The following is a 25,645-nucleotide window of genomic DNA, read 5'->3' as shown; positions in this document are numbered from 1 at the left end:
CTTCAGCAAAATTAATAGTCTCCTTTGTGCTAACTATAGCCTTTTCCATCACAAACCCGAGAAAAACACTAAGTAATATCAATATATACAGCTTGGCCAATTTTGTTCTCGGACAAGTATACAATCTATGAAAGATGGTGCGATAGACAGGGTAGATTGGTTTAATTATGGGGGCATTGATCGGATTCGGCACTAAAAAATATATTATTACTATTCGTTAGGAGATGTTAAAGTAGATATATATGTATTTAAGGGGGAGTACAAATTGGAATTCGAGTTGAATTTTATTTGGATTGCCGTCGGTTTAGCATTACTTGGCTATTTCATAGGCAATGGGTTGAAGCAATTTAGTAGTAAAAATGAAGGTAATATGAATCATTTACTCGTGGAGCAAAGCCACCTTCATCTTTACTTTTATTTAAGTGAAGCAGACATGAAGGATCTATTACAGAAGCATCCTCACGCACCAAAAGTCATTCTTAATGGCAAGCATTATTACCATCTACATAAATTTCGCAAGTGGCTTGAATCTGATGATCTATATCACTCATGAAGAATTTATTTTGACAGCTTCCATTTATTATGCTAATCTATCTGTAAAATTCAAAATATTATAAATATGTAATTCTCTTATTCAGAGAGGTGGAGGGACTGGCCCGATGAAACCCAGCAACCTTTAACAATTTTTTGTTAAAAAGGTGCTAATTCCTGCAAAGTGTAATAGCTTTGGCAAATAAGAGAGGATTAAGACCTCTCTATTTTTAATTTAGAGAGGTCTTTTGTATTTTCAAAACTTAATAAGAAAGGCAACAGATGCATGATTGCTTAAAAGGGAAGCCCGGTGGAATGCCGGCACGGTCCCGCCACTGTGAAGGAGAGCGACTTATCATTAACCACTATTTCATAATAGAAATGGGAAGGGATAACGAGCGATGATCTGAAGTCAGGAGACCTGTCTGTTGTTTGCACTTAGACTCTACGGATGCATAGAGAGGAGTGATGAATACGTGTTGAGCAAATCAAATGGTCTCAACTCTAGTTAATATTGCGTATGAATCTCTCATTTAATAATAGATAGAGAGATTTTTTGTTGAGAAAATACAATCATAAAAGGAGTGTTTAAAATGACTGAAGTAAAAAGCTCAAATGTAGGTTATCCAAGAATTGGCGAGAAGCGGGAGTGGAAGAAAGCTCTCGAACAATTTTGGAGTGGTATGTTGAATAAAGAGACTTTTCTGCAACAAATGGAAGTCATACGTTTATCCTCTCTCGAGAAACAAAAACAACTTGGCGTTGATCTCATCCCGGTTGGTGATTTCACACTGTATGATCATGTCCTCGATACAGCTGTGATGTTTGGACTTGTTCCTGAGCGTTTTACATACAGAGGTGGGAAGGTTGATATTGAAACGTATTTTGATATTGCCAGAGGGAACAAAGATGCCGTGGCAGCTGAAATGACCAAATGGTTTAACACAAACTATCACTACATCGTGCCAGAACTCACCAACCTCACGCCAACACTTGCTGAAAACCGGCCACTTGCCTTTTATAAAGAAGGAAAAGAGAAGCTTGAAATCGACGGAAAACCGGTTATCTTGGGCCCGATTACTTTTGTGAAATTATCAAAAGGCTATAAAGAAAGTGAATTCAAATCAATCGTCAATCAATTCGTTCCTCTTTATGCACAAATTTTAAAAGAATTACAGCAAGAAGGTGCCTGGTGGGTGCAAATCGATGAACCTATTTTAGCCACTACCCTCACAGAAGAAGACATCTCACTCTATCAAGCAGTTTACCAAACATTACACGAGGCAGCACCACAGATAAATATCATTTTACAAACGTATTTTGAAAGCATCACTCATTATGAAGCTGTTACCTCTTTACCTGTGCAAGCGATCGGCCTTGATTTTGTCCATGATGCAGGTCAAAACCTCGCTTCCTTACAAAAATTCGGCTTCCCAAGTGATAAAGTATTAGCTGCAGGTGTCATCGATGGCCGTAATATCTGGGGCGCCAAACTTGATAATAAGCTCTCTCTTCTAGAAGAAATTACAGCAATTGTTCCGAAGGATCGCTTAATCATCCAGCCTTCATCCAGCTTATTGCATGTACCCGTTACAGTCAAAATTGAAGAAACACTTGATCATACATTAAAGACCGCACTCGCCTTTGCTGATGAAAAATTACAAGAAATCGTAGTGCTAACAAAAGGAATAAGAGAAGGAAAAGAGCAAATCCAAGATGAGGTAAACAAGAGACGAACTGCTATAGAGGCGCTAAATCAATCTTCTATTAGAAACAATCAACAAGTACAAACAGCCATTCAAAACTTACCATCATCACTAGCAGAGCGCGAAGCACCTTATTCTGTTCGTCAAGCAGCACAAAAAACAGCCTTCCAACTACCACTCCTACCTACAACAACGATTGGAAGCTTCCCACAAACACAAGAAGTGAGAAGAAATCGTTTAAAATGGCGTAAAGGAGAGTTAACTGCTACTGACTATCAAACATATATCAAAACGGAAATTAAAAAGTGGATTGATATTCAAGAAGAGCTAGGCCTTGATGTGTTTGTTCATGGCGAATTCGAACGCACAGATATGGTCGAATACTTCGGTGAAAAATTAGCCGGATTCCAATTCACAAAATTCGGTTGGGTGCAGTCTTATGGCTCTCGTTGTGTCAAACCACCAATTATTTATGGAGATGTCTCATTCGAACAGCCAATGACAGTTGCAGAAACAGTCTATGCCCAGTCCTTAACAGATCACCCGGTAAAAGGTATGCTCACTGGTCCGATTACGATTTTAAACTGGTCATTTGTCCGCGACGATATCCCTCGTTACGAAGTCGCAAACCAAATTGCCCTTGCCCTTCGAGAAGAAGTAGAAGCACTAGAAACAAATGGTATCCGGATGATTCAAGTAGACGAACCAGCCATTCGTGAAGGATTACCACTCAAACAAGAGAAGTGGGAAGATTATCTGAACGCTGCTGTTTATGCTTTTAGACTAGCCACCACTTCTGTCAGAAATGAAACACAAATTCATACGCATATGTGCTACTCCGATTTCGAAGACATTATCTCAAGCATTCAAGCACTCGACGCTGATGTCATCTCCATTGAAACATCAAGAAGTCATGGCGAGCTGATTCACTCATTTGAAGAAAGCACCTACCAACAAGGTATCGGCCTAGGCGTATATGACATTCACAGCCCTCGAGTGCCACAACTCGACGAACTAACGAAAAACATCGACCGTGCCTTACAAGTACTAGACCCACAACTTTTCTGGATTAACCCTGACTGCGGTCTCAAAACAAGAGGCATTGACGAAACCGTCGCAGCCCTAACAGTCATGGTGCAAGCTGCCAAACTGTCGCGGGAAAAATTACTTGTAAAAAAAGGCGAATAACCAAACAGAAATCCGAACGATTATACATTCGTTCGGATTTCCTCATTCAATAACACAGCGTTTAACTTCTTATCCATCTTCTTTTGATAAGGACGATGATTAAATCTCCTTGTGTTAAAACCACCAATCAAATTCCGTACTCGTTCATTATGGGTAATGAGGTGCTGATATATCTCATTCTGCAAATAAGCATTAAACCAATTATACTCCTTTAATTTCCGCATGTTATATGTAACATCCTCTTGTGTGACTTGTGTAATAAAGGGAGAAAAAGAAATAATACTTATAAAATTCAGGAGAAACTTTTTCATTAATGAATACATCCTCTCTTTATGATTTGTATGTGATTGACTGTGAACGCTCTTTGCGGAATATAAATTTCCGGAATTAGCTCATTCGCGTAATTTATGGGTTTACGTTGCTTATATTTCCTAGAACTCCATTATTAGCTACGAATTCTCGACTTTATGTTGCTCATTTCTAAAGAACTTTTTATTATCCAGGATTTCGAATTTACGGTCATTTACTATAAATTATACCAACCATTAATTTTTTTACAAATATATACTTTTATAAGCATCGAAGATTCAACCGTATAAAAGCAAAAAAGAACCACAGCAACAATCTAAACTGTGGTCACAATCATTCGTATTTATTGATTTTTACCTTTATTATTTTTCACCTTTCCTTTTCACCGCAAACCAAATCTCACTATACACATTATTTAAGTCCGTCATATCTCCAGTAAATGAAATATTGGGCGCATTTACTAATTCATAATCTGACGAAGGAAGCCATTCAGAGGCAAATTTCGCCCAAGTTTCTTGCATGACTGTTGGAAATGCTCCTTTAGAAGAGAAAATGGCCCAAGTAAGAGCTGGCACATCTACTACCGTAAATTCATTAGCGGTGACTTCTTTTTTTGTCAAGAATCCAATCATATGATCGAGACTGCCCTTTTCATCCATACAACCGTCATCCAAATTATATGAAGCGTTCACGACTTGATAAGGCTCCATATCCCCATAGCTATGCAATGCTTTTCTTTGTTCTGGTGTTATGCTTTTTGCTAATTTTATTATTTCTTGATTTTCTCCATTAAATTGAATAGGTACTCTCTTTTGAACACCGACTATCTTAAAGGCTTCTTTTTTCTCGATTCTGTAATCCATATTTATTCCTCCTTGCAATACTAATTGAAAGGAGAGCTTAGGAAATGCTTTAAGGTTATTTTTCTTTTTAACCTCTGATGGTTTGATTCCTGACCATTCTCGAAATGCGCGAGAAAAGCCATCAACTGATTCATACCCACACTTAAATGCTGCGTCAGTCACGCTCATTCCCTCATTCAGCAAATCAAATGTAGCATTAGATAATTTTCTACTGCGAATATACTCCCCTAAAGTCATGCCAGAGAGGAATGAAAACATTCGGCGAAAATGATAAACAGACGTACCTGTAATGCGCTCCAATTCCGATTCTTCAACCTCGTCATACAAATGCAATTCAATATAATCCATGGCTTCATTCATACTCTTTAGCAAGTCTATCTCTCCCTTCATAGGTTTATTTTAATCCCTAACACACAAATAAAACCCGATGAACAAGATACGGATATCATCGGATTCATATTCAAATAAAACAGGAAAGCTTGCACGATTTCATTATCTTTCGATTTAAATATCTAATTGAGTAAAAAGTACACACTTATATTGCTAATTAAGAAAAGGTTCTATTCACTTGTAAGTCTCCCTGCTCGAGACCAACAACAATACATTTTTTATACCGTTTAAGCGCCTTCGACAAAATCTCGCCTTTTATAGCCAATAAAGCCAATGAACATTAGAGCCACACTAATGACAGTTATTATAATAAAAATCGGCGCTTCAAAATGATCCATTGGCATTTGCGGCAACCAACCTTGTACCGCTGTTTTTGAAACCCACTTTGGCAGGTCTAACATACTGCCGAAATAATTTAATATAAACGAATAGCCCAAATAAATATATACGGCTTTACCTAGCCTAGGTGCCCATCCTAGTGCTAAAGCAGCAAGCCCTGTAAAGAATAACACCGATGGCAGAAAATTATAACCTGATGCAAGGAAATGACCCATACCTAATACGGCACTGTCATCCATTACAGATATAGCTGTGCCTCCAAGTGCCCCTGCAGCAAAAAGGATTCCTATTAATCCAGTAACAATAGCTAATCCGATCGTAGTCCAATAGAATTGACCACGGGTAACTTTCGTGGCGTAAAGCTGACTTAAATGCAAACGACTTTCCTCAACAAAAAGTTTATTGACGATGGCAATCGGTAATATAGAAACTAAAGCAATCATCACCATCATAATTGTTCCTGTAAAGGATTTTTCGATTGACACACTTGTTTGGGCAAACATTTGCTTCATCATTTCATTGCTCTCAAGGAATGATTGCATATCTCCATAAATCGAACCATAAGCTGCTCCCATAACCACAAAACCAATCATCCAGCCAATCATGACACCTTTATTAATCTTAATAAATAACCCACGGACAGAAAGCAAAGATTTTTTCGCCCTTTCCCTTCCTTCTCTCTCAGGTAAATAACCTGAACCCAAATCTCGACCGCCTTCAAGAGTAAAAGCGATAACTATCATAACTACAGAAAAAATAAAAACAAATGCAAATGGCATCCAGTTATTATCTGTAAACGGAAAGGTTAAATAGGTCCAACTTAGCGGATTGAACTGGGATAAATCCACATTGGACACATCTGTTCCTGCACGAATGATGTAAAGTAAGCCAATTATCCCTAGGGCTGAACCTGTCGCACTCGAAGAAGTCGGCATAATTTGAGCCATGACAAGGCCGATTACTCCACCAATCACACCCGCCATTCCAACAGATGCTCCAAATAAAAAAGCCCCTTCTAGCGTAATTGTATCTGCTCCAAAACTCATCAGTATGGCGCTAATAAAAATGGTCAATAACATTTGAATAACAACTATTTCTACCATCACAGCAAATGAGTTTGATTGACGACCTATTTGAAATGAGCGAATAAGCTCAGTCAATCCAAGGTCTTCTTCCTTTCGGGTATGGCCTACCACATGTATAACAGCTATAATCATTGCAAATAAACCACAAAACAACAGCATCTCATGTGCATACATTGCACCTAATGTATACTCGGCTGCTATCTCAACTGGCGTAGGACCAACCATAGCTATCATAGCCGGATTTTGCAACGTTTCAAACATGCCTATCAAACCTTGCCCTTTTGCTATTTCTTCAAATGAAGAAACGAAGCCTCCAGAAAATAGGCCCATACCCAATATCCAAAGAATTATTTTTTTCCAATCACGTTTCAGATACTGTACAAACAATATATCCCAACGTGCAAACTTTTCTTTCATTAGTTAATACACCTCCTATTACCCCTCGTAGTGACGCATAAATATATCTTCAAGTGTCGGCGGGACAGCTTCAAACTTTTTAACCCCTAATTTCGTCGCTTCTAGTAAGATGTCATTTATATATTTATTATCAGCTAAAAATGTAGCTTCATTATCATTGTGAGTGAAGTCATGTACGCCTTCAATGAGTTCCATTTTTGCCACATCACCCACTGTGGATAATGTTATCGTAGAACGCGTTAAGTGCCTTAAATCATCCAATTTACCAGACTCTACAATTTCTCCCTGACGAATGATAACAACCCTATCTGCCAATCGTTCTACCTCACTTAAAATATGGGAAGACAACAAGATAGACTTACCTGAAGCTTTTATTTTCTCTACTTCTTCCTGAAAAACAGCTTCCATCAAAGGATCCAATCCAGAAGTAGGTTCATCAAAAATATACAAATCGGAATCAACAGACAATGCAGCGATTAAACCAACCTTTTGCCGATTTCCTTTAGAATAACTTTTTGCTTTTTTCTTCGGATCTAATTCAAAGCGTTTAATGAGCTCATCTCGCTTTTCCTTATCTCCGCCACCATGTAATTTCAAGAACAAGTCAATGATTTCTCCACCCGTCAGACTTCCCCAAAGTGCGACATCACCAGGAACATATGAAATGCGTTTATGGATTTCCAAGCTGTCTTGCCAAACATCTTTACCAAAAATCTTGGCTTGCCCCGCATCACGTTTAATAATTCCCAACAAAGTACGGATCGTTGTTGATTTACCAGCACCATTGGGTCCAATAAAACCAACAACCTCTCCAGTCTCAATAGAGAAGGTCACATCTTTTAACGCTTGAAATTTACCAAACTTTTTCTGCAATCCTTGTAAATTCACAACCTCTGTCATAGTTTCGACACTCCTTCTCTTCATAATTACATTTTTAACTGGATTTCCATCAAAGAAAACAACTCTAAACAATTAGTTTAGTTATAGTTCATTTTCATTCATTTAACACTATATTTTAAACCATATAACAATATTAAGTTCAATATTACCTATATAATTTGGTTTAATCAATAAAATAAATACTTTTTCTAATTTGCTAGTACATAATTACATATATATAATATAGAAAAGATTATATTCTCGATTGGAAATATTTTTAGGAAGACGTTTTATAGAAAGTGGGTCATGCAATTGAATGGTTTTGAAAAGAGAACAGAAGAGAAGAAGAAGAAAATATTAGAAGTAGCTTTTGAGCTTATGAATAAATATGCGGATGGAAATATAACAATGGAGAATATCGCTAAGCATGCCAACGTTTCTAAAGCCACCTTATTTAAATATTTTAGTAATAAAGAAAACCTCATACACGAAGTTTTTAAGTACTATTTAGAAAATATGGTAACAATGGCGAATGAAATTATGGATAAAAATAAACCGTTTGATGAAACATTAATTGCCTTGAGTCAAAATAAAATCAGCTTTTTAAATAAAATTAACCACTCATTCTATTTAAAAATGATGGAATATCTAACCCAAAAGGATGAAGATGGTTCGACTGTGTTAATGCAAAAATATACACAGGAAAATTATAATGTCATGTTAGACTTATTCCACCGTGGCCGTAAGGAAGGAAAAGTGGACTTAAAATATTCAGATGAATTTCTATTGTTATATTTCCAAGCGATTGTAGAAGGGATATCCCATTCACATATATATGAAAAACTCCTGCCTTATACAGAAGAATGGACAGAGATGCTCATTAAGGGAATAGCACCAAAAGAGAGTAATTAGGGACAAGCATAAACATAAAAGTGCTTACCCAACAGCTAGACGGACATTGAAGAAGATGGGGTATTCAATTGAATCATTTATACTTAAGTTCCAAAAACCAAAAGATCATTCATCATGAGCTTAACTATTTCGGCTAACCCATAAAAGGTAGATTTTTGATTAATAGTTCATTGCTCTTCAAAGTCAGTGCTGTCATAGCAATGGTTTCTAAATATTTTTTATAAAACCCTATTAGCAAATGATGAACAGGCAAAATGCATTGCTTTCAAACTAATTAAGTTGCCATGCGTGAGGAGGATGAGCCGTCTGACACAAGAAGAGAATTTGGCAAACTGAGATTTAGCGGAGTTATTGACACTATCTATGAAGTCAAGTCGATTTTATTAAAATAAGAACGGCGTGGTAATGCCTTCTTCCTTTTATGTATTAGAATACCAAGCGTAATCCTTACTAATTTAGCAATCTACTATCCAATCATCTTTATCCATAATTAATCAGACGACTCCCACCTTTTGAAGATGGGAGTCGCCTGAAAGATAGAATCAATTATTAACTTTTTGTGCATGGCGTGAAGCCGCTGCACCAGCTAATTTGCCAAAGACCGCGCCGGACATCAAGCCTGAGCCCCCGGGATAATTCTCATAGAAGATACCACCAATCATTTCTCCAGCAGCATATAAGCCTTCTATTGGTTCATTTACTTGATTGACTACTTCCCCTTCGATTGTTGTCGCTAATCCCCAAAATGAGAAAGTAATTCCGCATGTCACAGGATAGGCATAGAATGGGCCTTCACTTATGGTTTGTGCCCAGTTAGATTTGGCTGGGGTAATGCCTTTTGTCGATTTACCGTCCTTTTCTGAAGGATTGAATTCACCTTCTTGAACCGCTGCATTATAGTCAGAAATGGTTTGTAGGAACTGTTCTTTATTTATATCTAATTGATCTGCAAGCACTTCAAGTGTAGCTGCTTCAATGACGGTCGCTTCTTCTAAATCATACTCCGCACGTAAGATTGGGCGAACTTTAGCATCATAAATTTGGTAGGCTATATTTTTCGGTTGTTTTAATATTTCTTTACCATATTTTGCATAGGTGTAGTTACGAAAATCAGCTCCCTCGTCTACAAAACGTTTGCCTTCCACATTGACCATCACGCTATATGGGTAAGAATGCTTTTTGAAAATATCACCTGGTTTTTGGAAATCGCCTACTCTTGGTGCATTGGCATCTGTTCCAATGGCATGACAACCATTCCTTTGACCAAACGTTTGCGCACCGATTGATACCGCCATATCAATGCCATCACCCGTGTTAAACTCAGTCCCTCTAACGATTGCTTCGTTCCACTCCATTCCTAACGCTTCCGCACGCTTCTTTTTGTCCGCTTCTATACTTCCACATGCTAAAACAACACTTTCACATTGAATCGTTTGCAGTTGCTCTTTTGTTTGCACTTCAATCGCCACCACTGTCTCATTTTCTGTGACAATGTTCGTGGCTGCACTTTCATACCAAACGTCAATTCCCAACTCTTCACAACGTTGAAATAAACTGCGCATTAAGCCGATCCCTTTATCAACGGTTTTAACTGGTAAACCGCCCCAGAAATGAACCTTTCCTTCTTTTTCAAAAGATTGGTTCGCATAGTTCAACTCAAATACGACACCTTGTGTTTTCATCCACTCAATCGTTGGTAAGGATTGATCAACTAATTGACGTATCAACTCAGGTTTACTTTGATTTTTTGAAACTCTCATAATATCATTATAGAAATCTTCTGTGCTGTATTCAGGCATATCAATTTTATTAATCGTGTCCTGATCTAAATCAATCACTTTCGTAATGGCATCTAAGTTTTGATAAGCTACACGAATGGCGCCGTCAGTAAAGAATGAATTACCACCACGTTTTTCAATTGGTCCTTTCTCTAATACAAGTACCGAACTCCCTTGCTCTTTTGCAGATATCGCGGCACATAAGGCCGCATTTCCCGCCCCAACAATTACTACGTCATATTTAGCCATCAAACATATCCCCTTTATTTGTTGATAGATTAACTATAAGAAATGATTAGAAATAAATAAAATACATAATTTTTAAACATATCCATAAAAATTTTTTATCACTTGAATATCTTCCACTTTAATACAGGTAGAATAACGACATAAATGAATAGCATGCGGAATAATTGAAAAATCGTTACCTGTGTAGCATCTGCTTGTAATGCGGTAGCGATGAGTCCCATTTGATCCATTCCACCTGGAGCTGTACTTAAATAGCTGGTGGCAAAATCCATGTCAAATAATAAAACCATTCCCTCTGCAATTATAAAGGTGATGATTAACAGTAATATTGCACTACTAACCCCTCCTATTAATATGCGAACGGGTAATCGTAAAGATTTCGGATGTAAAAGTAATCCAATGTACGCACCAATACAAAGCTGTGCTATATGCAACAGGTGACTATCCATTGGGGCTAAATCTACTTTAAATAGACTTAATAGCAAGCCCATAAGGACAGGCGTTAAAAAATGTGGCACCGGCAATCTTAATTTTTTCCCAATCGGCAAAAACAGAAGTCCCAATAGGATTAGACCGATATTATGCAGAACATTATTTGAACTTTGTATGACTGATTCCGGCGCCTCTCCAGTTAGGGAAACAACAATCGGAATAAGCCCAACAACAAACAGAACACGAATGACATGAAAAAACGTTACTATAGCTACGTTAATATTCTCTTGTTCCTCTGCAAAAATAACTAATTGAGATAACCCACCGGGAATACTAGCTGTTATCGCTGTCACAAATGGTATATGCGCCCATATTTTTAAGAGATAGGCTAATCCAAAGCAACATACACTCAAAGAAATATTGAGCATGAGCATAAAAAGTAAAGTGTCTTTCATCGAGACTAATATATGAAAAGTAAAAAGTTGACCAATTGCTGTCCCTACTATAAGTAGCCCAATATTTCGCATCATAACGGGCCACTTCATAGGTATTTTCCATATCAGTTGTGTGAGCAATACCCCAAATAACGAACCTAACATCCATGGCATAGGAAAGGAGAGTAATTGAAAGATACCTACTCCAACAATGGCTACAATCACCACTGTGGCAATAGGAAGAATTGCGCGCATTAAATCCCCTCCTAAGATTAAACACTCATACCTCCAGTAATTACGCCTACTATATCAAAAACAATAGCCGTAAAAAAACAAAGAAAAAACTCCCCAGATTCAAATTTATTTTTCCTTTTACAGAATATATGATATATTCCAATGAATAAAATAAATTTATTTCAGCGACACCGATAAAAAATTTTTATATCAATGCGGAAGGAAATTGCTATGAACCTTAATGATTGCCACCTATTAATTGATTTGTACAAGACGAAGAATATTACACACACTGCTAATAATTTATATACATCGCAACCTGCTCTCACCTACCGTATTAAACAGCTCGAAAAGAAATATGAAATAGAGTTGATTGTAAGAGGGTCAAAAGGAGTTGACTTTACAGATGAGGGACGGATTCTTTATGAACATGCAGAACAAACCTTACATAACGAAAGATTACTCGTAGATCAATTAGCTAATCTAGCTGTAGAAATAAGGGGAACCATTGCAATCGGCGCTTCTGGTTTGTTCTCGCTATACCATCTCCCCAAAATATTGAACGCTTTTAAAGAACTTTACCCTAATATACACATACAACTGAAAACAGGGTGGAGCAGCGAGATGAAAGAAGCACTCAATGCAGAAGATATTCACTTAGCCATCATACGTGGTAATTACTCACTGAATGCCCAGAAATATACACTATGTAATGAAGAATTATTTGTCGTATCAAAAAATCCGTTTCAAAAAGAAGATATTCCTCACCTACCATTTATCACATATAAAACCGATCCACCCTTAAGTCTCTTGATTGATAAATGGTGGCGCACCAACTTTCAACAACCGATCCATCCTAGCATCGAAACAGATCAAGCCGCAACTTGCAAGGAAATGGTAAAGTATAACGTTGGTATTGCCGTACTACCCGGCATGAGTATTGAAGGGGAAGAATTATATACCATTTCACTGAATGAGTTTGGAGAAGACATCTATTACCGAGAAACCAGTCTTTTCTATAACCCATTCGTCGAAAACTTACGTCATGTTAAATTGTTTATAGATTTTTTAAAGAGTCATTATAATGTGTAAATAGCTGAGGAGGGAGCCAAGCGTTAGCGTTTGGCTCGTCTTTAAAGCGTCTGATATATACTATTAAAATCTTTTTTTGACCACTAAAAAACTGATTTACTTATGCCCTGAATTCACATTCTTTAACGTCAGATAAAAATTCAGGATCGTAGTCGCCTTCCTAAAGAAAAATGCTATCGTCTGCTGTATGGTTTGATCTTTCGCATTCAAAATGTTGTACCTTAAGATTTATACTTTAAATGTTTGAATCAAGCATAGTTCATCGTCAATTATATCTTGCTTTTCTTCGTATGGAATATTGAAATTTTTATATATTTTTCTCCAAAAAGATACTGCAGTTCTATTTTCAATCAGTTCAATGACGTAATACTTTCCTTGTTTCTTATGAAATATCTCTTTAATAGCCTGCGTACTATTTCCTTTCCCTCTGTATTGATTAAGCAAGAAAATATCATTCACTGCAAAATCATACTCTTTTCTTAGAAACGGACGCTCTAATAAGAGGATAAACCCTATAATACGCTCTTCTATTAAGATGAAATATGGGGATAGCCCATCTACTTCCCAAAACTGATCAAACCCCTCGTATTCAAAGATACCGTCTGGCCCAATATCCAGTGTTGATGTGTATCTTGTAAGGTCATGAAGGTACAGGGAGTAAAGGTTTTTTAAAATATTCTTTTCTGATTTTAATACTTCTCTAAGCGCCACAGGCATTATATAAGCTCCTCCTTTTTAATCTATCTAACATCTCCATTCACATTAATTATATAAAGGTTATTTCATTTATATAAAAATGTAAGAGCCTTGCTACATCTTATTGTAGTAAGCTCTATTAAGTTGTTTTGCTTGGTACTCTTTTAATGGTGTTTGTAATGAAAAATACGTGGGTACACAAAAAACTACTTTACTTGTATATAATTCTGTATTTAGGCAATAAAACCCCATTATTATATTTTTTAAGGTCAATTAGTTCTAGTTGGATTTGTTTTTTGCTCGAACCAAAAAGTGAAATACCTTCTCCTATCATGACGGGATTCACTTTAAGTATAAGAGTGTCAATTAATTCATGGTAAAGCAGTGAATGAGCCAGTTCACCACCGCCACAAAGCCAAATTCTCTCATTCGCTGTCTTTTTTAAATGTTTGACAAACTCAATTGTATTTTCTTTTACAAACTTCACTTCCTCATTTGACTCCATCTCCATTTTACTCGAGAAAACATAGTGCTTAAGGTTGGGATTGGCAAACTTTGCAAGAGGCCATGGTTCACCTGGCTTCACTCCATCTTTTAATCCGACTTCGTATGTCTTCCCGCCCATTAAAGCAATACCGTATCCTTTAATATCAGCTAAAAAATCCGGACCATGGTCGCCTTCATAAAGAAAAATGCTGTCATCTGCTATATCGTTTGGATCTGCAATATATCCGTCTGCCGTAATTGCCACATGATAAATCAATTCTGCCATTCCTTTGTCCTCCTTTTTTATACAAGCTATATCGTACTCTTTTATGGCTATGCAAAATTAGGGCTACTTTTACCTTCATAAGAATTGATTTTTAGTTTCTTAAGAAATGAATCCATGGTACTTAAAACTGTATCTCCCATACCATCAAAAAAATTAAACATCCCCCACTCTATCAACCATCTTAATTGAAAGAAAAATGCTAACCGCTCCCAAAAGACATAGACCTGCGTTCACAAAATCAGAATTGAGATTTATATTAAGAAGAGAAGAAAAGTTTTGAAATTGCATAAGGAACATGGCACAAATGACAGTTGGAATCGTTGCTCTTTTCCAAATCCCAAAGAAAAAGAGGGGAATGAAACTAATTAGTGTAATGAAAAAAGAATGAATGATCATCTTACTAGCATATGAAGTAATATCTACAACGGTTGGTTGCCCATTAATGATATGGAACAGATGATCAAGAAGATACGTGACGATACCTGACAACAGAAAGGATACGAGTGTACAGAGAAAAACTGCGAGTGAGATAAAAAGCACTTTTGCGATAATTAACTTTTTCCGACTAATTGGATAGCCGAATGAAAGAGAGAACGTTTTGTTCTTATACTCATCTATAACCACCTGATTAATAAGAGAAGCTCCAAATAGGACCCAACCCATTTGTATGGCCAAAATCAATTGAATAATTGTCGCATAACTTTGCCCGAAGTCAGCGCTTACCATTTTAATAAAGAAAATCGGCATAAACATAAGAATACCCGCATAAATAATGATCTCACCCATCACCATTTTTTGCTTTAGTTTCCTCCACTCCAGCTCCATTAATTTAAACATGCTGTTCACCTCCATGGATAATTTGATAGAAATAATCTTCCAGTGTACTTGTATGTTTTTGTATCTCTTCTATATCAATCTGATGAAGAATTAACGCCTTAGAAATCTCACTTGGGGACAAGGTTAAATCATATATGCGAATTCTATTGTCTTCTACAATCTTCATATTAGAAATACGGAGTTCGTACTCTAGTAAATACACTGATTTTTCTACATTCGATGTCACAATCTCAATGTATTCCGTTTGTTGCTTCCTAATATCAGCCAAAGTGACTTCATTCACTAATTGACCATCCCTAATCACACCGATTCTATCAACAACCTGTTCCATTTCCCCTAAAATATGACTAGAAAGGAGAAAAGTCATGCCATATTCTTTATTTAACATGCGAATTAAATCTCTCATATCTTTTATACCAATGGGATCAAGACCATTGGTCGGTTCATCGAGAACAATCAGTTCCGGCTTTGTTATGATGGCTCTGCCAATCCCCAATCTCTGCTTCATCCCAAGGGAAAAATCCTTCACTTTTTTCCCTTCAATTCCTTTTAAATGAACCATATCTAAAGCTTGCGTAATGGCTTTTTGATCATAAAACCCTAAATATTCACAGTGAAGCTGTAGATTCTCTCTGGCTGTTAAATGCTCATAAAAGAGCGGATATTCAATAATACTACCCACACGCTTCAACCCAGACTTCTTATTTTCTGTAAGCCTTTCACCAAATAACGCAATCTCTCCTGAAGAAGGATGAATTAATCCCGTGAGCATTTTCATGATCGTCGTTTTCCCAGCCCCATTTTGTCCGAGAAATCCGTATATTTCTCCTTTTTTAATATGAAGATTTACATTAGATACAAGCACCTTATCTTTGACCTTTTTCGTTAAGCCATTGGTTTGCACGACGTAATCCATTGTCTTAACCTCCTTTATGATTGTTACTTATAGCTTAAGCAAAGAAAGTATCTTTTTTCTTTCTCATTTCTTACATGTTTCTTACGTTTGAATAAAAAAAGAGCCGTTCCAACAGAACACCCCTTTTCGCGAAGTCTTAATATGTCATTTGTTTAAACCTGCAAGTAAAAGTCGTCTTCTCAAATGGTTGGCTACTCACGTGCAGCGTGCCATTCATTGCTTCTGTTAAGCGTTTCGAAATACTTAAACCTAATCCACTGCCTTGAAATTGAGGGTTTCTAGCATCATCTAATGTATATAGTCGTTCAAACACCCGATCCTGGTGTACCTCTGCAATTCCTTTCCCCTTATCCCAAACCTCTACGGCAATGGTTTCCCCATCTCCTCGAAGGGTGAGACCTAAAACGCCCCCATCATTTCCATATCGAATCGCATTCGAGATAAGATTACTCAGCACCCGATTAATTGCCTCTTCATTACCAAGAATGTAAAAATTCTGCTCTGGAATGTCTATCTCTACCTGAAATCCTTTGGATACAAGCAAATCGTAAAATTCTAATACATTCTTTCTACATATCTCATTAAGTGAAACCTTACTCAACGGCATGAGATAATCATCGGATTCTAGTTTAACAAGATCAAAGGATTGATTAAGTAAAGAAACGAGACTCATTACTTTTTCGTGCAGGCGTAAAATAACGATTTCTTTTTCGTCCTTAGCCATCGTTTTATCCAGCTTTATTTTTTCTACATAACCTAAAATAACCGTTAGGGGTGTTTTCAAATCATGTGACATGTTGGCTATCATTTTCCTTAAACTATCTTTTGTTTTGGCGTAATCGGCAAATATTTTTTGATTGTTATCAAGCATTCGGTTGATTTGAATAAGTAAAAGTTGAATGGCCTCCTGATCTGTTTGGAGTAACACTTTTTCAGCTGTCTGTTGTTCCATGATATTTGTTAACTTATCACTGATTTCATTTATATGTTGCTTTGTTTTTTTATGAGAATAATATTGCCATCCATTCATTACAATTAAAATGGCCATGATAACAATTAAAGTAACCATCATAGACTATTCACCTAATTTATATCCGATTCCCCAAATGGTTCGAATATACTTTGGATGAGACGGATCCTCTTCTATTTTTTCTCGTAGCCTTCTTATATGCACATTGATTACATTTTCATTGCCATAATAATCATCTTCCCAAATAAAATGATATATTTGTTCCTTTGTAAACACTCGATTTTGATTGGTCATAAACAGCTTTAAAATATGGAATTCCTTAGAAGTAAGCTGCACAACCTTATCTTTCATTTGTACAGAAAAGGTATGTAAATCGAGGGATAGTTCCTTAAAATGAATGTTATGAGATATAGCTGGAGTCCCCGAAGGACGATATTGCGTTGCCCTACGAATAGCCGCATGGACCCTCGCTGTTAGTTCGATCATTGAAATCGGTTTGCTTATATAATCATCGGCACCAAAGCCTAATCCTAACGCCTTGTCTAAGTCACTATTCTTCGCTGAAATAATCAATACAGGCATTAAACTCTTTTCTCTGATGCGTTTTAAAACAGCCATACCACTTAACTGCGGAAGCATTAAATCCAACAAGATTAAGTCAAAGTCCTCCTTATGGAAAAGGGATAAAGCTTCCTCCCCATCAAATGCGGTAAATACCTCGAAACTCTCCTGCCTCAAAATATCTGTTATCAATTCACTAATCTCCCTGTCGTCTTCCACAAGTAGAATACGCTTTTGCATACTTCCACATCCAATCCTTTGTACTAACCATGCAATGAATCAATCACCTTTAACTCTCCCTTTATTTCTATAAAGGGGGCATAATTCCTTCTATAATATATAACTGATGCTATAAAAAAAGACTGCTGATTTTCATTCGTCAGACTAATTCGAGATAAAAGCTGATTACCTCTCTCATGCAGGACACATGAAAAAGTGTAGGGAAAGTATGCATCCCTACACTACAAGTTCTTTATTAAAAATCAAAATTGTCTGGGTCTGGCCCTACACGAAGATTCTGATTTAATCCATCAATGATTTGCATCTCTTCTCTCGTTAATTCAAAATCAAACACATTTGCATTTTCTACAATTCGATGCTCTTTTGTTGATTTTGGAATGGTGACAATCCCATTCTGTAAATCCCAACGCAAAATAATTTGCGCAACTGACTTATGATGCTTGTTCGCGATCTCCTGTAACACTTTATTATCTAGCAATTGTCCTTGCATTAATGGTGACCATGCTTCCAGCTGAATCCCATTGTCTTGACAAAATACTTGTAACTCTTTTTGAGATATCCTCGGATGGCATTCTACTTGATTAACCATCGGTTTAATTTCAGCATCCTTCATTAGTTCTTCCAGATGATGAGTTTGAAAGTTACTCACTCCAATGGCTTTTACACGACCTTCTTTATAAAGCGTTTCTAAAGCTCTCCAAGCATCCTTATATTTCCCTTCAACCGGCCAATGGATCAAATATAAATCTAAATACGCTAAACCAAGCTTCTCTATGCTTGCTTCATAAGCAGCGATTGTTGATTCATATCCTAAATCAGCATTCCAAACTTTAGAAGTGACAAATAGCTCTTCTCTAGAAATCCCTGCATCTCTTATACCTTCTCGGATACCTTCACCTACACCTACTTCATTCTCATAAATTGCTGCTGTATCCACGCTGCGGTATCCATGGTTAATCGCTGACTTTACTGCGTTTACTAATTCAGGACCTTCTTCCACTTTAAAAACACCTAATCCAAACCAAGGCATTTTCACACCGTTATGCAAAGTAGTAGTATCTTGTAAATGTTTGACCATCATCTTTCAACCTCCAAAGTGATATTATTTTCTTGATCTTTTCGTTCCAAAGCTCTGCTAAACCCCGTTAAAACAGCTGCCACTAAAACCATAAGCGCTCCAATCCAAGATGTATGAATCAGTCCAATCGAATCCGTAATCATACTACCTAAATAAGAGCCAATGGCAATACCAGCATTAAATGCTGCAATATTGATGGCAGATGCGACATCCACTGCACTCGGAACAAAGCGCTCTGCCAACATCACCACATAGACTTGTAAACCCGGCACATTCATAAATGCTAATAACCCCATTAGAAAAATCGTTATCAATCCAGCCACTTTAAAAGGTGCTGTAAACATCAAAGTAAATAACACAAACGCCTGTACAATAAACATATAGAACAATGCGCGGATAGGATTTTGATTCGATAACTTCCCGCCAACCATATTCCCAATTGCAATCGCTATGCCATAAACCAATAAAATGATTGCTACAGTTCCTTCTTCAAATCCAGTGATATCTTGAAGCAATGGCGATAAGAAGGTAAACACGACGAAGGTTCCACCATAACCTAGTGCTGTAATGATAAATAAGAGCAATAACCGGCCATTTTTCACAAGTTTCAGTTGATCACGAAAGGATGTTTTGACCCCTTTTCGTAAATGTGATGGAACGAGAATACTATTAGCAATTAAAGCAATAACACCAATAATGACAATCGTCATAAACGCTGCTCTCCACCCTAATTGTTGACCGATAAAGGTGCCAAACGGAACACCTGTAACAGTAGCGACCGTCAGACCCGTAAACATAATGGAAATCGCACTCGCTCTTCGATTTTCTGGAACTAAATCAGCAGCGATTGTCGATCCGATTGACATGAAGACCCCATGGGAAAATGCTGAGATCACACGTGCAACGAGTAATAACCCTATAGTCGTTGAAAAGGCAGCAACCGTATTCCCGATTATAAAAACAATCATAATCCAAAGTAATAAAGTCTTGCGGGACATTCTCGATGTCAAAGATGTCAAAACAGGGGCACCAAATGTTACCCCTAAGGCATATAGAGAAACCGTTAACCCTGCAGTGGTTACCGGAATACTTAAATCATTTGCAATAAGGGGTAATAAACCAACACTGATAAATTCAGTCGTCCCGATTGCAAAGGCACTTACTGCCAAAGTAAGCAAGGCCATTGTGCTTTGCTTTCTGCTTAGATTCATATATTCTTCACCTTTTTTCTTTTATATAAATGGAAAATTTCCTTTTCGAACATAATAATTTTAAAGGAAAGTATCGTTTCAATCTGCCGGCAAATGTTATTATGATACATATAGAACACAAAGAGAAGTACGCACTTTAAGGTGATATAGAAACCAGAAAGTAATATAGGTACTTTTTAGTTCCTAAGGAGGGAAACAAGAATGCAGAAGAAGAAATACAATATTTCTGTCGAAGCAACTTTAGAAGTCATCGGAGGAAAGTGGAAATGTGTAATCCTTTGTCATCTCACACATGGCAAAAAGCGAACAAGCGAATTAAAGCGTCTCATGCCTAACATCACACAAAAAATGCTTACCCAACAGCTACGCGAGCTTGAAGAGGATGGTGTCATCAATCGTATCGTGTACAATCAAGTCCCACCAAAAGTAGAATACGAACTCAGCGAATACGGACAAAGCTTAGAAGAAATCTTAAATTCATTATGTGCCTGGGGAGAGAACCATTTGACCAAGCTATATGGGGATAAATTCTCGGTATTAGAAGAAAGTATATTGAACGAATAGAATAAGTAATAAACGGGCTCAAAACAGGACATTTTTATAGAGGTAATGGCTAAACTCCAAACATAACAGAGAAGCTTCAATGGCATACCCTCTGAAGCTTCTCCCTCTCTTTATAAATAAATTTTCTTACTCCGTTTTATATTTTTTTGCCAACGTTTCACTCCCAATCGCTCCAATGATTGAAGCAGTGAATGGAAGAAACGCATAAAGAATCGAACCTTGGAAAAACGTTATATTAAAGTCAAAAAATTTATTACCCACTGCGATAAGAATTTTGATAACAACTAAAAATAAGCCAACAAGCAGAAGAAGATCAAAAAACAACTTTAACTTTGGATACGCTAATTGCTTTCCATCTTCAATAATGCTCTCCTTCAAATGATTATCTCCTTTTAATAATTCATCAATGGTAATATCAAAAATTTCACTTAGTTGAATGAGAGATTCAATGCTGGGATATCCTTCTCCACGTTCCCATTTTGATACTGATTGTCTACTAATTTTAAGTAATTCACCGAGCTGTTGTTGAGACATTTCATGTTTCAAACGTTGTTCTTTTAATTTTTGGGGGAAATCCATTTTCTTCATCTCCTAACAACTCCAGTATATTTGCATCTCTAACTAAACGTAAAGAACCGTGTCGTTGCAACGATGTAAACGAATAGTTGCGGGATAAAATGAGTAATTATTTTACCATGTTATATTATATCAGCTATCACTTTACCTATATTTCCCATTGTCATTTATACTTATTATGCTGTTTTCTATTTGAAGATACCCGTGGGGGAATTTCCAGTATAAGAAAACGGCCATTCCCTTATACCACTAAAGTAAAAAAGGAAGTGACCGTTTCTATCAAAGCTTTATATAAGTTTATCTATACAAACATCTTACACCTAATATTTACCAATAGGGCAGATGATAAAGCACCTTAATGTTGTAAGCCACATCTTAAAGACGGTTCTCCAATGATTCAATCGCCAGTTGAAGCGCAATTAATCGTCGCTCATTTACTGTTTTTTGAGGACTACCATCTTTTGCTTTTGCTATCTGTTTTTCAATAGGTGGAATAGTACTTTGCAAAATATCTTTAGATGTTAGAATAACTTCTTCTTCATATGAGAAGTCTTCACCGTTCCAAATATTCTTTAAGCTAGCTAAACCGACTCTTATAGCGTCTCGTCTCTTTCTTACAAGAGTAGTATTGGACCCCTTTTCAGTCATGCTTTTATAAGCATTTGAAAGTTTACTAAATGTAGACTCTAAGGATTTAACGGATAACTCTTGTATTTCTTGGTTAATTGACTCCATGTAGACTTCTCATCACTTTCTATTATTTAGTAGTATTCACTCATGATTACAGAGTAATAATAAAGCATGTAGACCTTCTTTTATTTCTGCTAGTGAAGCATACGCATACGACAGTCTTATATGGTGAGAATCACCTGAATGATAGATATAACCTGGGTTGATTAAAATATTTTGATTGAGAAGGTTTAGAAATAGTGCTTTGCTTACGATAGGTTTATTAAACCTTAACCAAATGTAAAAGCCACCCTCTGACTTATTCCACGTAGCAATCTTTCTAAATTGCTTTTCTAGTATATTTTCAATAAATGCCGCTCTGTTCTTTAGTTGTTCACGAAGGTTTTTTAAGTGATTTTCGTATAAACCAGTTGATATCCAATGTGCGACGATCTCTTGAGAAAGAGCACTTGAACCATAATCCGTTTGCATTTTTATATCAGCTAGCCGTTCAACCACAGGTGAAGGTGCGACAATCCATCCAATACGTAACCCAGGACTTAATGTTTTCGACACACTACCAAGATACAGTACTTGTCCTGACTTATCTAAAGACTTTAAGGTAGGTAAAGGATGATCAAATAGTAATTCATGATATACATCGTCTTCAATAATAGGAATCTGTAACTCTTTGCATATATTGTATAGATTTTTCTTTTCCTCCAACAACCAATTAACTCCAGTAGGATTATTTAATGTCGGAACACAATAAAATATAGATTGTTTTTTCCTCTTAAAAACTTTTAAGTTCTCAGCTAATTTCGGGTGATTACGCATTACCGTATGCATACGCATGCCAGCAGATTGAAAAGGATGAATAGAACTTAAATAAGATGGCTCTTCATGGAAAATCACAGAGCCTTCTTCTAATAATCCAATGGCAATTAGTTGAAGCGCCTGAAGGGCGCCAGAAACAATTAGAATGTTCTCTGGTTCCGAATGAATACCTCTTCTTTTCAGATAGTCACATAATACTCTTCTAAGTCTTTCATTTCCATTTGGTGATGAATAACCGATAGATTTTGCATCAAGGGTGATTTCTTTTAATGACTGTTCAAGTTGTTTTGTTGGGAGTAATTCCGGTGATAATTCACCTGTTCCAAGGCGAATGATATGATTATATTGCTCGTATTCATTGATAAGTTGAATGGTATGGTCATTTGCTCTATGGATACTTGATTCAATATGCTTTTTCCAATTCGGTTGAGTTTTATTTAAAAGTACATTCCAAGAAGTATGAGTTACAAATACACCTGATCCTAATTTTGATTGAAGTAAACCATCTGCCTTCAGTTCATCAAGAGCAAGTTGAACTGTACTTCTATTGACATTAAATTGTATCGCTAGTTGACGCTGTGTGGGGATTTTTGTTCCAACCGCCCAATCTCCACTTTCTATACGAAATTTCATCCAATCTACAATTTGTTCGTGAAAAGTTAAATGAGAATCACTATTCGGTTTCCATTTCAAGATAATCCCCCCTTAAATTGGGTGGATAAAAAACCATCCAATTGGTTGTTTTCTTTCAGTTTTATCATAGTACGATAGTAATTGAAAGAGAGTTGATTTGAATGGAACCTATTCTGCACGGATTAATTTTGGCATTCGGACTTATTTTACCTTTAGGGGTACAGAATGTCTTTGTATTTTCTCAAGGAGCAACGCAACTTAGATTGGCTCAGGCACTTCCAGCCACGATAACAGCTGCAATCTCTGATACACTTTTAATCTTATTATCTGTATTTGGTTTATCAATGATTGTCCTTCAATTTGAATGGTTACGAGTAATTTTAATGATTACCGGTATCTTATTTTTATTGTATATGGGATATGTCATTTGGAAATCCGAAACGACAAAAAAAACGAATAAAGCTTTACCTATTCGTCAACAAATTATCTTTGCTTTATCTGTTTCTTTTTTAAACCCTCACGCCATCTTAGATATAGTCGGTGTTATTGGGGTAAGTGCAATAAAATATGCTGGAAAAGAACAATTTCTTTTTACAATTACTTGTATTACAGTATCTTGGATTTGGTTCTTTGGGCTAATGATCGCAGGAGCATTTGTGAAAAAGTTAGATGGCAAAAGAAATGTATTGCAATTATTTAATAAATTCTCTGCTATCTTTATCTGGGGTACAGCCATTTATATTTTTCTTGATTTAATGTAATATCCTTGGAATTATCATTTCATATGTAAAAAGCGAAAGCCTTCTGTCTAGTTGCAAGGGAGAAGGCTTAAAAGGTAAGATTTCCTTTTTAAAAAAGTAGTTTATTCTTTCACTTCAAATGTATTTTTCTCTATACATATCGCTGCTGCAGACGTATTTATAATAATATCAAAATCCTGACTGTATGGATGCATAAACACTTCGTACTGTATCCTTCGTTCTTCATGGGATTGCCTTAAATAATTGAGATCTGCTCCCCTTTCAACGATGTCCCGATTCGACCTCCTTAATAATTCAGTTTCACCATCTGTATAGAAATAAATTTTCAAGTCAAATAAATCAGGATGAATAAATGCTACACTCATTCCCTCAACAATCGTTACTTTATTCCTCGAGGAAATTAATTCGCTTTTCATATAATGTGTATGCATTGTGTATAAATCTAAACCATCTCTAATCATCTGAACATCTCTTTCTAAAGATAACAAATGATGCGCTGATGGGTGGCAAGCTGTCATTTTATAACGATGATTTTCGTTTTGATATGTATAGTCAATCATTGCATGTTTTCGTATATTCGAGCTAACAATATACGGGTCTGTATTTATATAATTCACTCCATCTTGATTTAATACGTTTATAAGCTTATTGGCAAACGTTGTTTTTCCAGCAGCACCATGTCCGGAAATACCAATAATAAGCTTTTTATCCGTTATTGTAATCCAATTTAGGATGTCTTGTATTAACTTATCCATCAATCTCCCCCGTCACTAGATTTGCTTTTTTCAACTTACTTTTTAAGATGTCTATACTTCTAATGATGAGTGCTATATTCTCCACTTAATTCGAATCAAATGCTTCCCGATAAAACTCCCTTAACTCCGCTCCGTTATCCGGCCATTCGGGCAGCTGTTCGTTAGCCAACATAACCAATGCATCAAGACAGCGATGCCATCCTGCTGCTGTTGCCGCTGCCCAAGACCGGTCATCAAATGTATGCTGAAAATTCATTCGGCACCCGTCATCGGTATTTTGTAACTCGATTCTTAGCAAATCAGCGCCTTCATGAAAGGCAAAGACGACAGGTGGTTGGTATTCAGTAATTATGCCTTCGTACTTCGTCCCCTCGCCATCATCAAAAGCTATTTTGCCACCTTCATTAAGATCCATCTCTCCAGTTGCAAACGGATACCACTTGGTAAAGTAATCAGGATCTGTTACGTAGCGGAAAACACTCTCTGGTTTATGGGTAAACAAACGTTCAAATTGCAAAACATAACGACCATTCACTTCATATAACTTTCCGTATTTAGTCATCTTTTTCTCCTTTACATTTTTATTCCTTATTAAGGTTAACAAAAAGTTTCATCTTAAACTATGCCCGTTTGCGAAATAAAATTTCCGATAAAAAACCTCTCTGAATCATCATGTCCAAAGGGTAGAAACATCGCAATTTATGCTGATTTGGAATAAGTTTGATCAAAAT

At 36.6% G+C, this 25,645-nt stretch carries 25 protein-coding genes and 2 riboswitches; of the genes, 6 read left to right on the top strand and 19 right to left on the bottom strand.

Annotated features, from left to right (window positions below; genetic code table 11):
• Positions 1-265 precede the first annotated feature (265 nt).
• Both LG276_RS01585 and metE read left to right on the top strand, forming a co-directional pair.
• Entirely contained in the window at positions 266-553 is a 288-nt protein-coding gene (locus LG276_RS01585; RefSeq protein WP_404293270.1) for a DNA-binding protein, read from the top strand.
• A gap of 74 nt (positions 554-627) precedes the next feature.
• Positions 628-740, top strand: a riboswitch (SAM riboswitch).
• 54 nt (positions 741-794) lie between these two features.
• Positions 795-975: riboswitch (cobalamin riboswitch) on the top strand.
• Positions 976-1,124: 149 nt separating this feature from the next.
• Complete coding sequence (gene metE / locus LG276_RS01580; protein WP_404293268.1) at positions 1,125-3,425, top strand: 5-methyltetrahydropteroyltriglutamate--homocysteine S-methyltransferase; 2,301 nt, start codon at positions 1,125-1,127, stop codon at positions 3,423-3,425.
• A 20-nt stretch (positions 3,426-3,445) separates the two neighbouring features.
• Here metE and LG276_RS01575 read toward each other — a convergent pair whose 3' ends face one another.
• The 4 genes from LG276_RS01575 to LG276_RS01560 form a co-directional block, all read right to left on the bottom strand.
• Entirely contained in the window at positions 3,446-3,736 is a 291-nt protein-coding gene (locus LG276_RS01575) for a hypothetical protein (RefSeq protein ID WP_251163422.1), read from the bottom strand.
• Between the two features lie 360 nt (positions 3,737-4,096).
• Complete coding sequence (locus LG276_RS01570; RefSeq protein WP_224938927.1) at positions 4,097-4,969, bottom strand: AraC family transcriptional regulator; 873 nt, start codon at positions 4,967-4,969, stop codon at positions 4,097-4,099.
• Positions 4,970-5,214: 245 nt separating this feature from the next.
• On the bottom strand, positions 5,215-6,828 hold the full coding sequence (locus LG276_RS01565) for an ABC transporter permease (protein WP_404293266.1): 1,614 nt from the start codon (positions 6,826-6,828) through the stop codon (positions 5,215-5,217).
• 18 nt (positions 6,829-6,846) lie between these two features.
• The gene (locus LG276_RS01560) at positions 6,847-7,728 is read right to left on the bottom strand and encodes an ATP-binding cassette domain-containing protein (RefSeq protein WP_404293264.1); all 882 of its coding nucleotides are present in this window, start codon (positions 7,726-7,728) and stop codon (positions 6,847-6,849) included.
• Positions 7,729-8,019: 291 nt separating this feature from the next.
• Here LG276_RS01560 and LG276_RS01555 point away from each other — a divergent pair, with 291 nt between their 5' ends.
• Positions 8,020-8,619 carry a TetR/AcrR family transcriptional regulator gene (locus LG276_RS01555; RefSeq protein WP_224938924.1) on the top strand — a complete coding sequence of 200 codons (600 nt, stop codon included), beginning with the start codon at positions 8,020-8,022 and terminating at the stop codon, positions 8,617-8,619.
• Between the two features lie 542 nt (positions 8,620-9,161).
• On the opposite strand, the gene tcuA is transcribed toward LG276_RS01555, so the two are convergent.
• Both tcuA and LG276_RS01545 read right to left on the bottom strand, forming a co-directional pair.
• Positions 9,162-10,646 carry an FAD-dependent tricarballylate dehydrogenase TcuA gene (gene tcuA, locus LG276_RS01550; protein ID WP_251163425.1) on the bottom strand — a complete coding sequence of 495 codons (1,485 nt, stop codon included), beginning with the start codon at positions 10,644-10,646 and terminating at the stop codon, positions 9,162-9,164.
• 98 nt (positions 10,647-10,744) lie between these two features.
• Positions 10,745-11,767, bottom strand: coding sequence for an AbrB family transcriptional regulator (locus LG276_RS01545; RefSeq protein ID WP_404293262.1), 1,023 nt, complete (start codon positions 11,765-11,767; stop codon positions 10,745-10,747).
• Between the two features lie 210 nt (positions 11,768-11,977).
• On the opposite strand from LG276_RS01545, the gene LG276_RS01540 reads away from it, so the two are divergent.
• Positions 11,978-12,838, top strand: coding sequence for a LysR family transcriptional regulator (locus LG276_RS01540; protein ID WP_224938921.1), 861 nt, complete (start codon positions 11,978-11,980; stop codon positions 12,836-12,838).
• Between the two features lie 228 nt (positions 12,839-13,066).
• Here the strand turns inward: LG276_RS01540 and LG276_RS01535 are convergent, their stop codons facing one another.
• The 8 genes from LG276_RS01535 to LG276_RS01500 all read right to left on the bottom strand — a co-directional run bounded on the left by LG276_RS01535 (position 13,067) and on the right by LG276_RS01500 (position 20,119).
• Complete coding sequence (locus LG276_RS01535) at positions 13,067-13,555, bottom strand: GNAT family N-acetyltransferase (protein ID WP_404293260.1); 489 nt, start codon at positions 13,553-13,555, stop codon at positions 13,067-13,069.
• Between the two features lie 190 nt (positions 13,556-13,745).
• Positions 13,746-14,306 (bottom strand): dihydrofolate reductase family protein, encoded by a 561-nt coding sequence (locus LG276_RS01530; protein ID WP_404293258.1) that lies wholly within the window; start codon positions 14,304-14,306, stop codon positions 13,746-13,748.
• A 153-nt stretch (positions 14,307-14,459) separates the two neighbouring features.
• Positions 14,460-15,143, bottom strand: a complete 684-nt coding sequence (locus tag LG276_RS01525; protein WP_404293256.1) for an ABC transporter permease — start codon at positions 15,141-15,143, stop codon at positions 14,460-14,462.
• Complete coding sequence (locus LG276_RS01520) at positions 15,136-16,059, bottom strand: ABC transporter ATP-binding protein (RefSeq protein ID WP_224938917.1); 924 nt, start codon at positions 16,057-16,059, stop codon at positions 15,136-15,138. The genes LG276_RS01525 and LG276_RS01520 overlap by 8 nt, the downstream gene beginning before the upstream one ends.
• Before the next feature lie 136 nt (positions 16,060-16,195).
• Positions 16,196-17,131 carry a sensor histidine kinase gene (locus tag LG276_RS01515; protein ID WP_404293253.1) on the bottom strand — a complete coding sequence of 312 codons (936 nt, stop codon included), beginning with the start codon at positions 17,129-17,131 and terminating at the stop codon, positions 16,196-16,198.
• A gap of 3 nt (positions 17,132-17,134) precedes the next feature.
• Positions 17,135-17,830, bottom strand: a complete 696-nt coding sequence (locus LG276_RS01510; RefSeq protein WP_404293250.1) for a response regulator transcription factor — start codon at positions 17,828-17,830, stop codon at positions 17,135-17,137.
• 235 nt (positions 17,831-18,065) lie between these two features.
• Complete coding sequence (locus tag LG276_RS01505; protein WP_251163453.1) at positions 18,066-18,908, bottom strand: aldo/keto reductase; 843 nt, start codon at positions 18,906-18,908, stop codon at positions 18,066-18,068.
• Positions 18,908-20,119: an MFS transporter gene (locus tag LG276_RS01500; protein ID WP_404293248.1), complete on the bottom strand. Its 1,212-nt coding sequence runs from the start codon at positions 20,117-20,119 to the stop codon at positions 18,908-18,910. The genes LG276_RS01505 and LG276_RS01500 overlap by 1 nt, the downstream gene beginning before the upstream one ends.
• Before the next feature lie 201 nt (positions 20,120-20,320).
• Here LG276_RS01500 and LG276_RS01495 point away from each other — a divergent pair, with 201 nt between their 5' ends.
• The gene (locus LG276_RS01495; protein ID WP_224938913.1) at positions 20,321-20,683 is read left to right on the top strand and encodes a helix-turn-helix domain-containing protein; all 363 of its coding nucleotides are present in this window, start codon (positions 20,321-20,323) and stop codon (positions 20,681-20,683) included.
• Positions 20,684-20,809: 126 nt separating this feature from the next.
• Here LG276_RS01495 and LG276_RS01490 read toward each other — a convergent pair whose 3' ends face one another.
• From LG276_RS01490 to LG276_RS01480, 3 genes are all read right to left on the bottom strand, one after another.
• On the bottom strand, positions 20,810-21,262 hold the full coding sequence (locus LG276_RS01490; RefSeq protein WP_404294359.1) for a helix-turn-helix domain-containing protein: 453 nt from the start codon (positions 21,260-21,262) through the stop codon (positions 20,810-20,812).
• A gap of 372 nt (positions 21,263-21,634) precedes the next feature.
• Positions 21,635-21,994 carry a hypothetical protein gene (locus LG276_RS01485; RefSeq protein ID WP_251163434.1) on the bottom strand — a complete coding sequence of 120 codons (360 nt, stop codon included), beginning with the start codon at positions 21,992-21,994 and terminating at the stop codon, positions 21,635-21,637.
• Positions 21,995-22,030: 36 nt separating this feature from the next.
• Entirely contained in the window at positions 22,031-23,458 is a 1,428-nt protein-coding gene (locus LG276_RS01480; protein ID WP_404293246.1) for a PLP-dependent aminotransferase family protein, read from the bottom strand.
• A 101-nt stretch (positions 23,459-23,559) separates the two neighbouring features.
• Between LG276_RS01480 and LG276_RS01475 the strand changes: the two genes are divergently transcribed.
• On the top strand, positions 23,560-24,159 hold the full coding sequence (locus tag LG276_RS01475) for a LysE family transporter (RefSeq protein ID WP_341104931.1): 600 nt from the start codon (positions 23,560-23,562) through the stop codon (positions 24,157-24,159).
• A gap of 101 nt (positions 24,160-24,260) precedes the next feature.
• On the opposite strand, the gene LG276_RS01470 is transcribed toward LG276_RS01475, so the two are convergent.
• Both LG276_RS01470 and LG276_RS01465 read right to left on the bottom strand, forming a co-directional pair.
• On the bottom strand, positions 24,261-24,914 hold the full coding sequence (locus tag LG276_RS01470) for a uridine kinase (protein ID WP_404293244.1): 654 nt from the start codon (positions 24,912-24,914) through the stop codon (positions 24,261-24,263).
• An 85-nt stretch (positions 24,915-24,999) separates the two neighbouring features.
• Positions 25,000-25,518, bottom strand: coding sequence for an SRPBCC family protein (locus LG276_RS01465; RefSeq protein WP_404293242.1), 519 nt, complete (start codon positions 25,516-25,518; stop codon positions 25,000-25,002).
• Between the last annotated feature and the right edge of the window lie 127 nt (positions 25,519-25,645).

Source organism: Cytobacillus kochii, assembly GCF_044790165.1.
GTDB classification, from domain to species: domain Bacteria; phylum Bacillota; class Bacilli; order Bacillales; family Cytobacillaceae; genus Cytobacillus; species Cytobacillus kochii.
This window is presented reverse-complemented; position numbering and strand designations above follow the sequence as displayed.

Coding starts and splice junctions, on each gene's coding strand:
- metE (WP_404293268.1), top strand. CDS start 1,125: ATGACTGAAGTAAAAAGCTCAAATGTAGGTTATCCAAGAATTGGCGAG.
- LG276_RS01575 (WP_251163422.1), bottom strand. CDS start 3,736: ATGAAAAAGTTTCTCCTGAATTTTATAAGTATTATTTCTTTTTCTCCC.
- LG276_RS01565 (WP_404293266.1), bottom strand. CDS start 6,828: ATGAAAGAAAAGTTTGCACGTTGGGATATATTGTTTGTACAGTATCTG.
- LG276_RS01560 (WP_404293264.1), bottom strand. CDS start 7,728: ATGACAGAGGTTGTGAATTTACAAGGATTGCAGAAAAAGTTTGGTAAA.
- tcuA (WP_251163425.1), bottom strand. CDS start 10,646: ATGGCTAAATATGACGTAGTAATTGTTGGGGCGGGAAATGCGGCCTTA.
- LG276_RS01545 (WP_404293262.1), bottom strand. CDS start 11,767: ATGCGCGCAATTCTTCCTATTGCCACAGTGGTGATTGTAGCCATTGTT.
- LG276_RS01540 (WP_224938921.1), top strand. CDS start 11,978: ATGAACCTTAATGATTGCCACCTATTAATTGATTTGTACAAGACGAAG.
- LG276_RS01535 (WP_404293260.1), bottom strand. CDS start 13,555: ATGCCTGTGGCGCTTAGAGAAGTATTAAAATCAGAAAAGAATATTTTA.
- LG276_RS01530 (WP_404293258.1), bottom strand. CDS start 14,306: ATGGCAGAATTGATTTATCATGTGGCAATTACGGCAGACGGATATATT.
- LG276_RS01525 (WP_404293256.1), bottom strand. CDS start 15,143: ATGTTTAAATTAATGGAGCTGGAGTGGAGGAAACTAAAGCAAAAAATG.
- LG276_RS01520 (WP_224938917.1), bottom strand. CDS start 16,059: ATGGATTACGTCGTGCAAACCAATGGCTTAACGAAAAAGGTCAAAGAT.
- LG276_RS01515 (WP_404293253.1), bottom strand. CDS start 17,131: ATGATGGTTACTTTAATTGTTATCATGGCCATTTTAATTGTAATGAAT.
- LG276_RS01510 (WP_404293250.1), bottom strand. CDS start 17,830: ATGCAAAAGCGTATTCTACTTGTGGAAGACGACAGGGAGATTAGTGAA.
- LG276_RS01505 (WP_251163453.1), bottom strand. CDS start 18,908: ATGGTCAAACATTTACAAGATACTACTACTTTGCATAACGGTGTGAAA.
- LG276_RS01500 (WP_404293248.1), bottom strand. CDS start 20,119: ATGAATCTAAGCAGAAAGCAAAGCACAATGGCCTTGCTTACTTTGGCA.
- LG276_RS01495 (WP_224938913.1), top strand. CDS start 20,321: ATGCAGAAGAAGAAATACAATATTTCTGTCGAAGCAACTTTAGAAGTC.
- LG276_RS01490 (WP_404294359.1), bottom strand. CDS start 21,262: ATGGATTTCCCCCAAAAATTAAAAGAACAACGTTTGAAACATGAAATG.
- LG276_RS01485 (WP_251163434.1), bottom strand. CDS start 21,994: ATGGAGTCAATTAACCAAGAAATACAAGAGTTATCCGTTAAATCCTTA.
- LG276_RS01475 (WP_341104931.1), top strand. CDS start 23,560: ATGGAACCTATTCTGCACGGATTAATTTTGGCATTCGGACTTATTTTA.
- LG276_RS01470 (WP_404293244.1), bottom strand. CDS start 24,914: ATGGATAAGTTAATACAAGACATCCTAAATTGGATTACAATAACGGAT.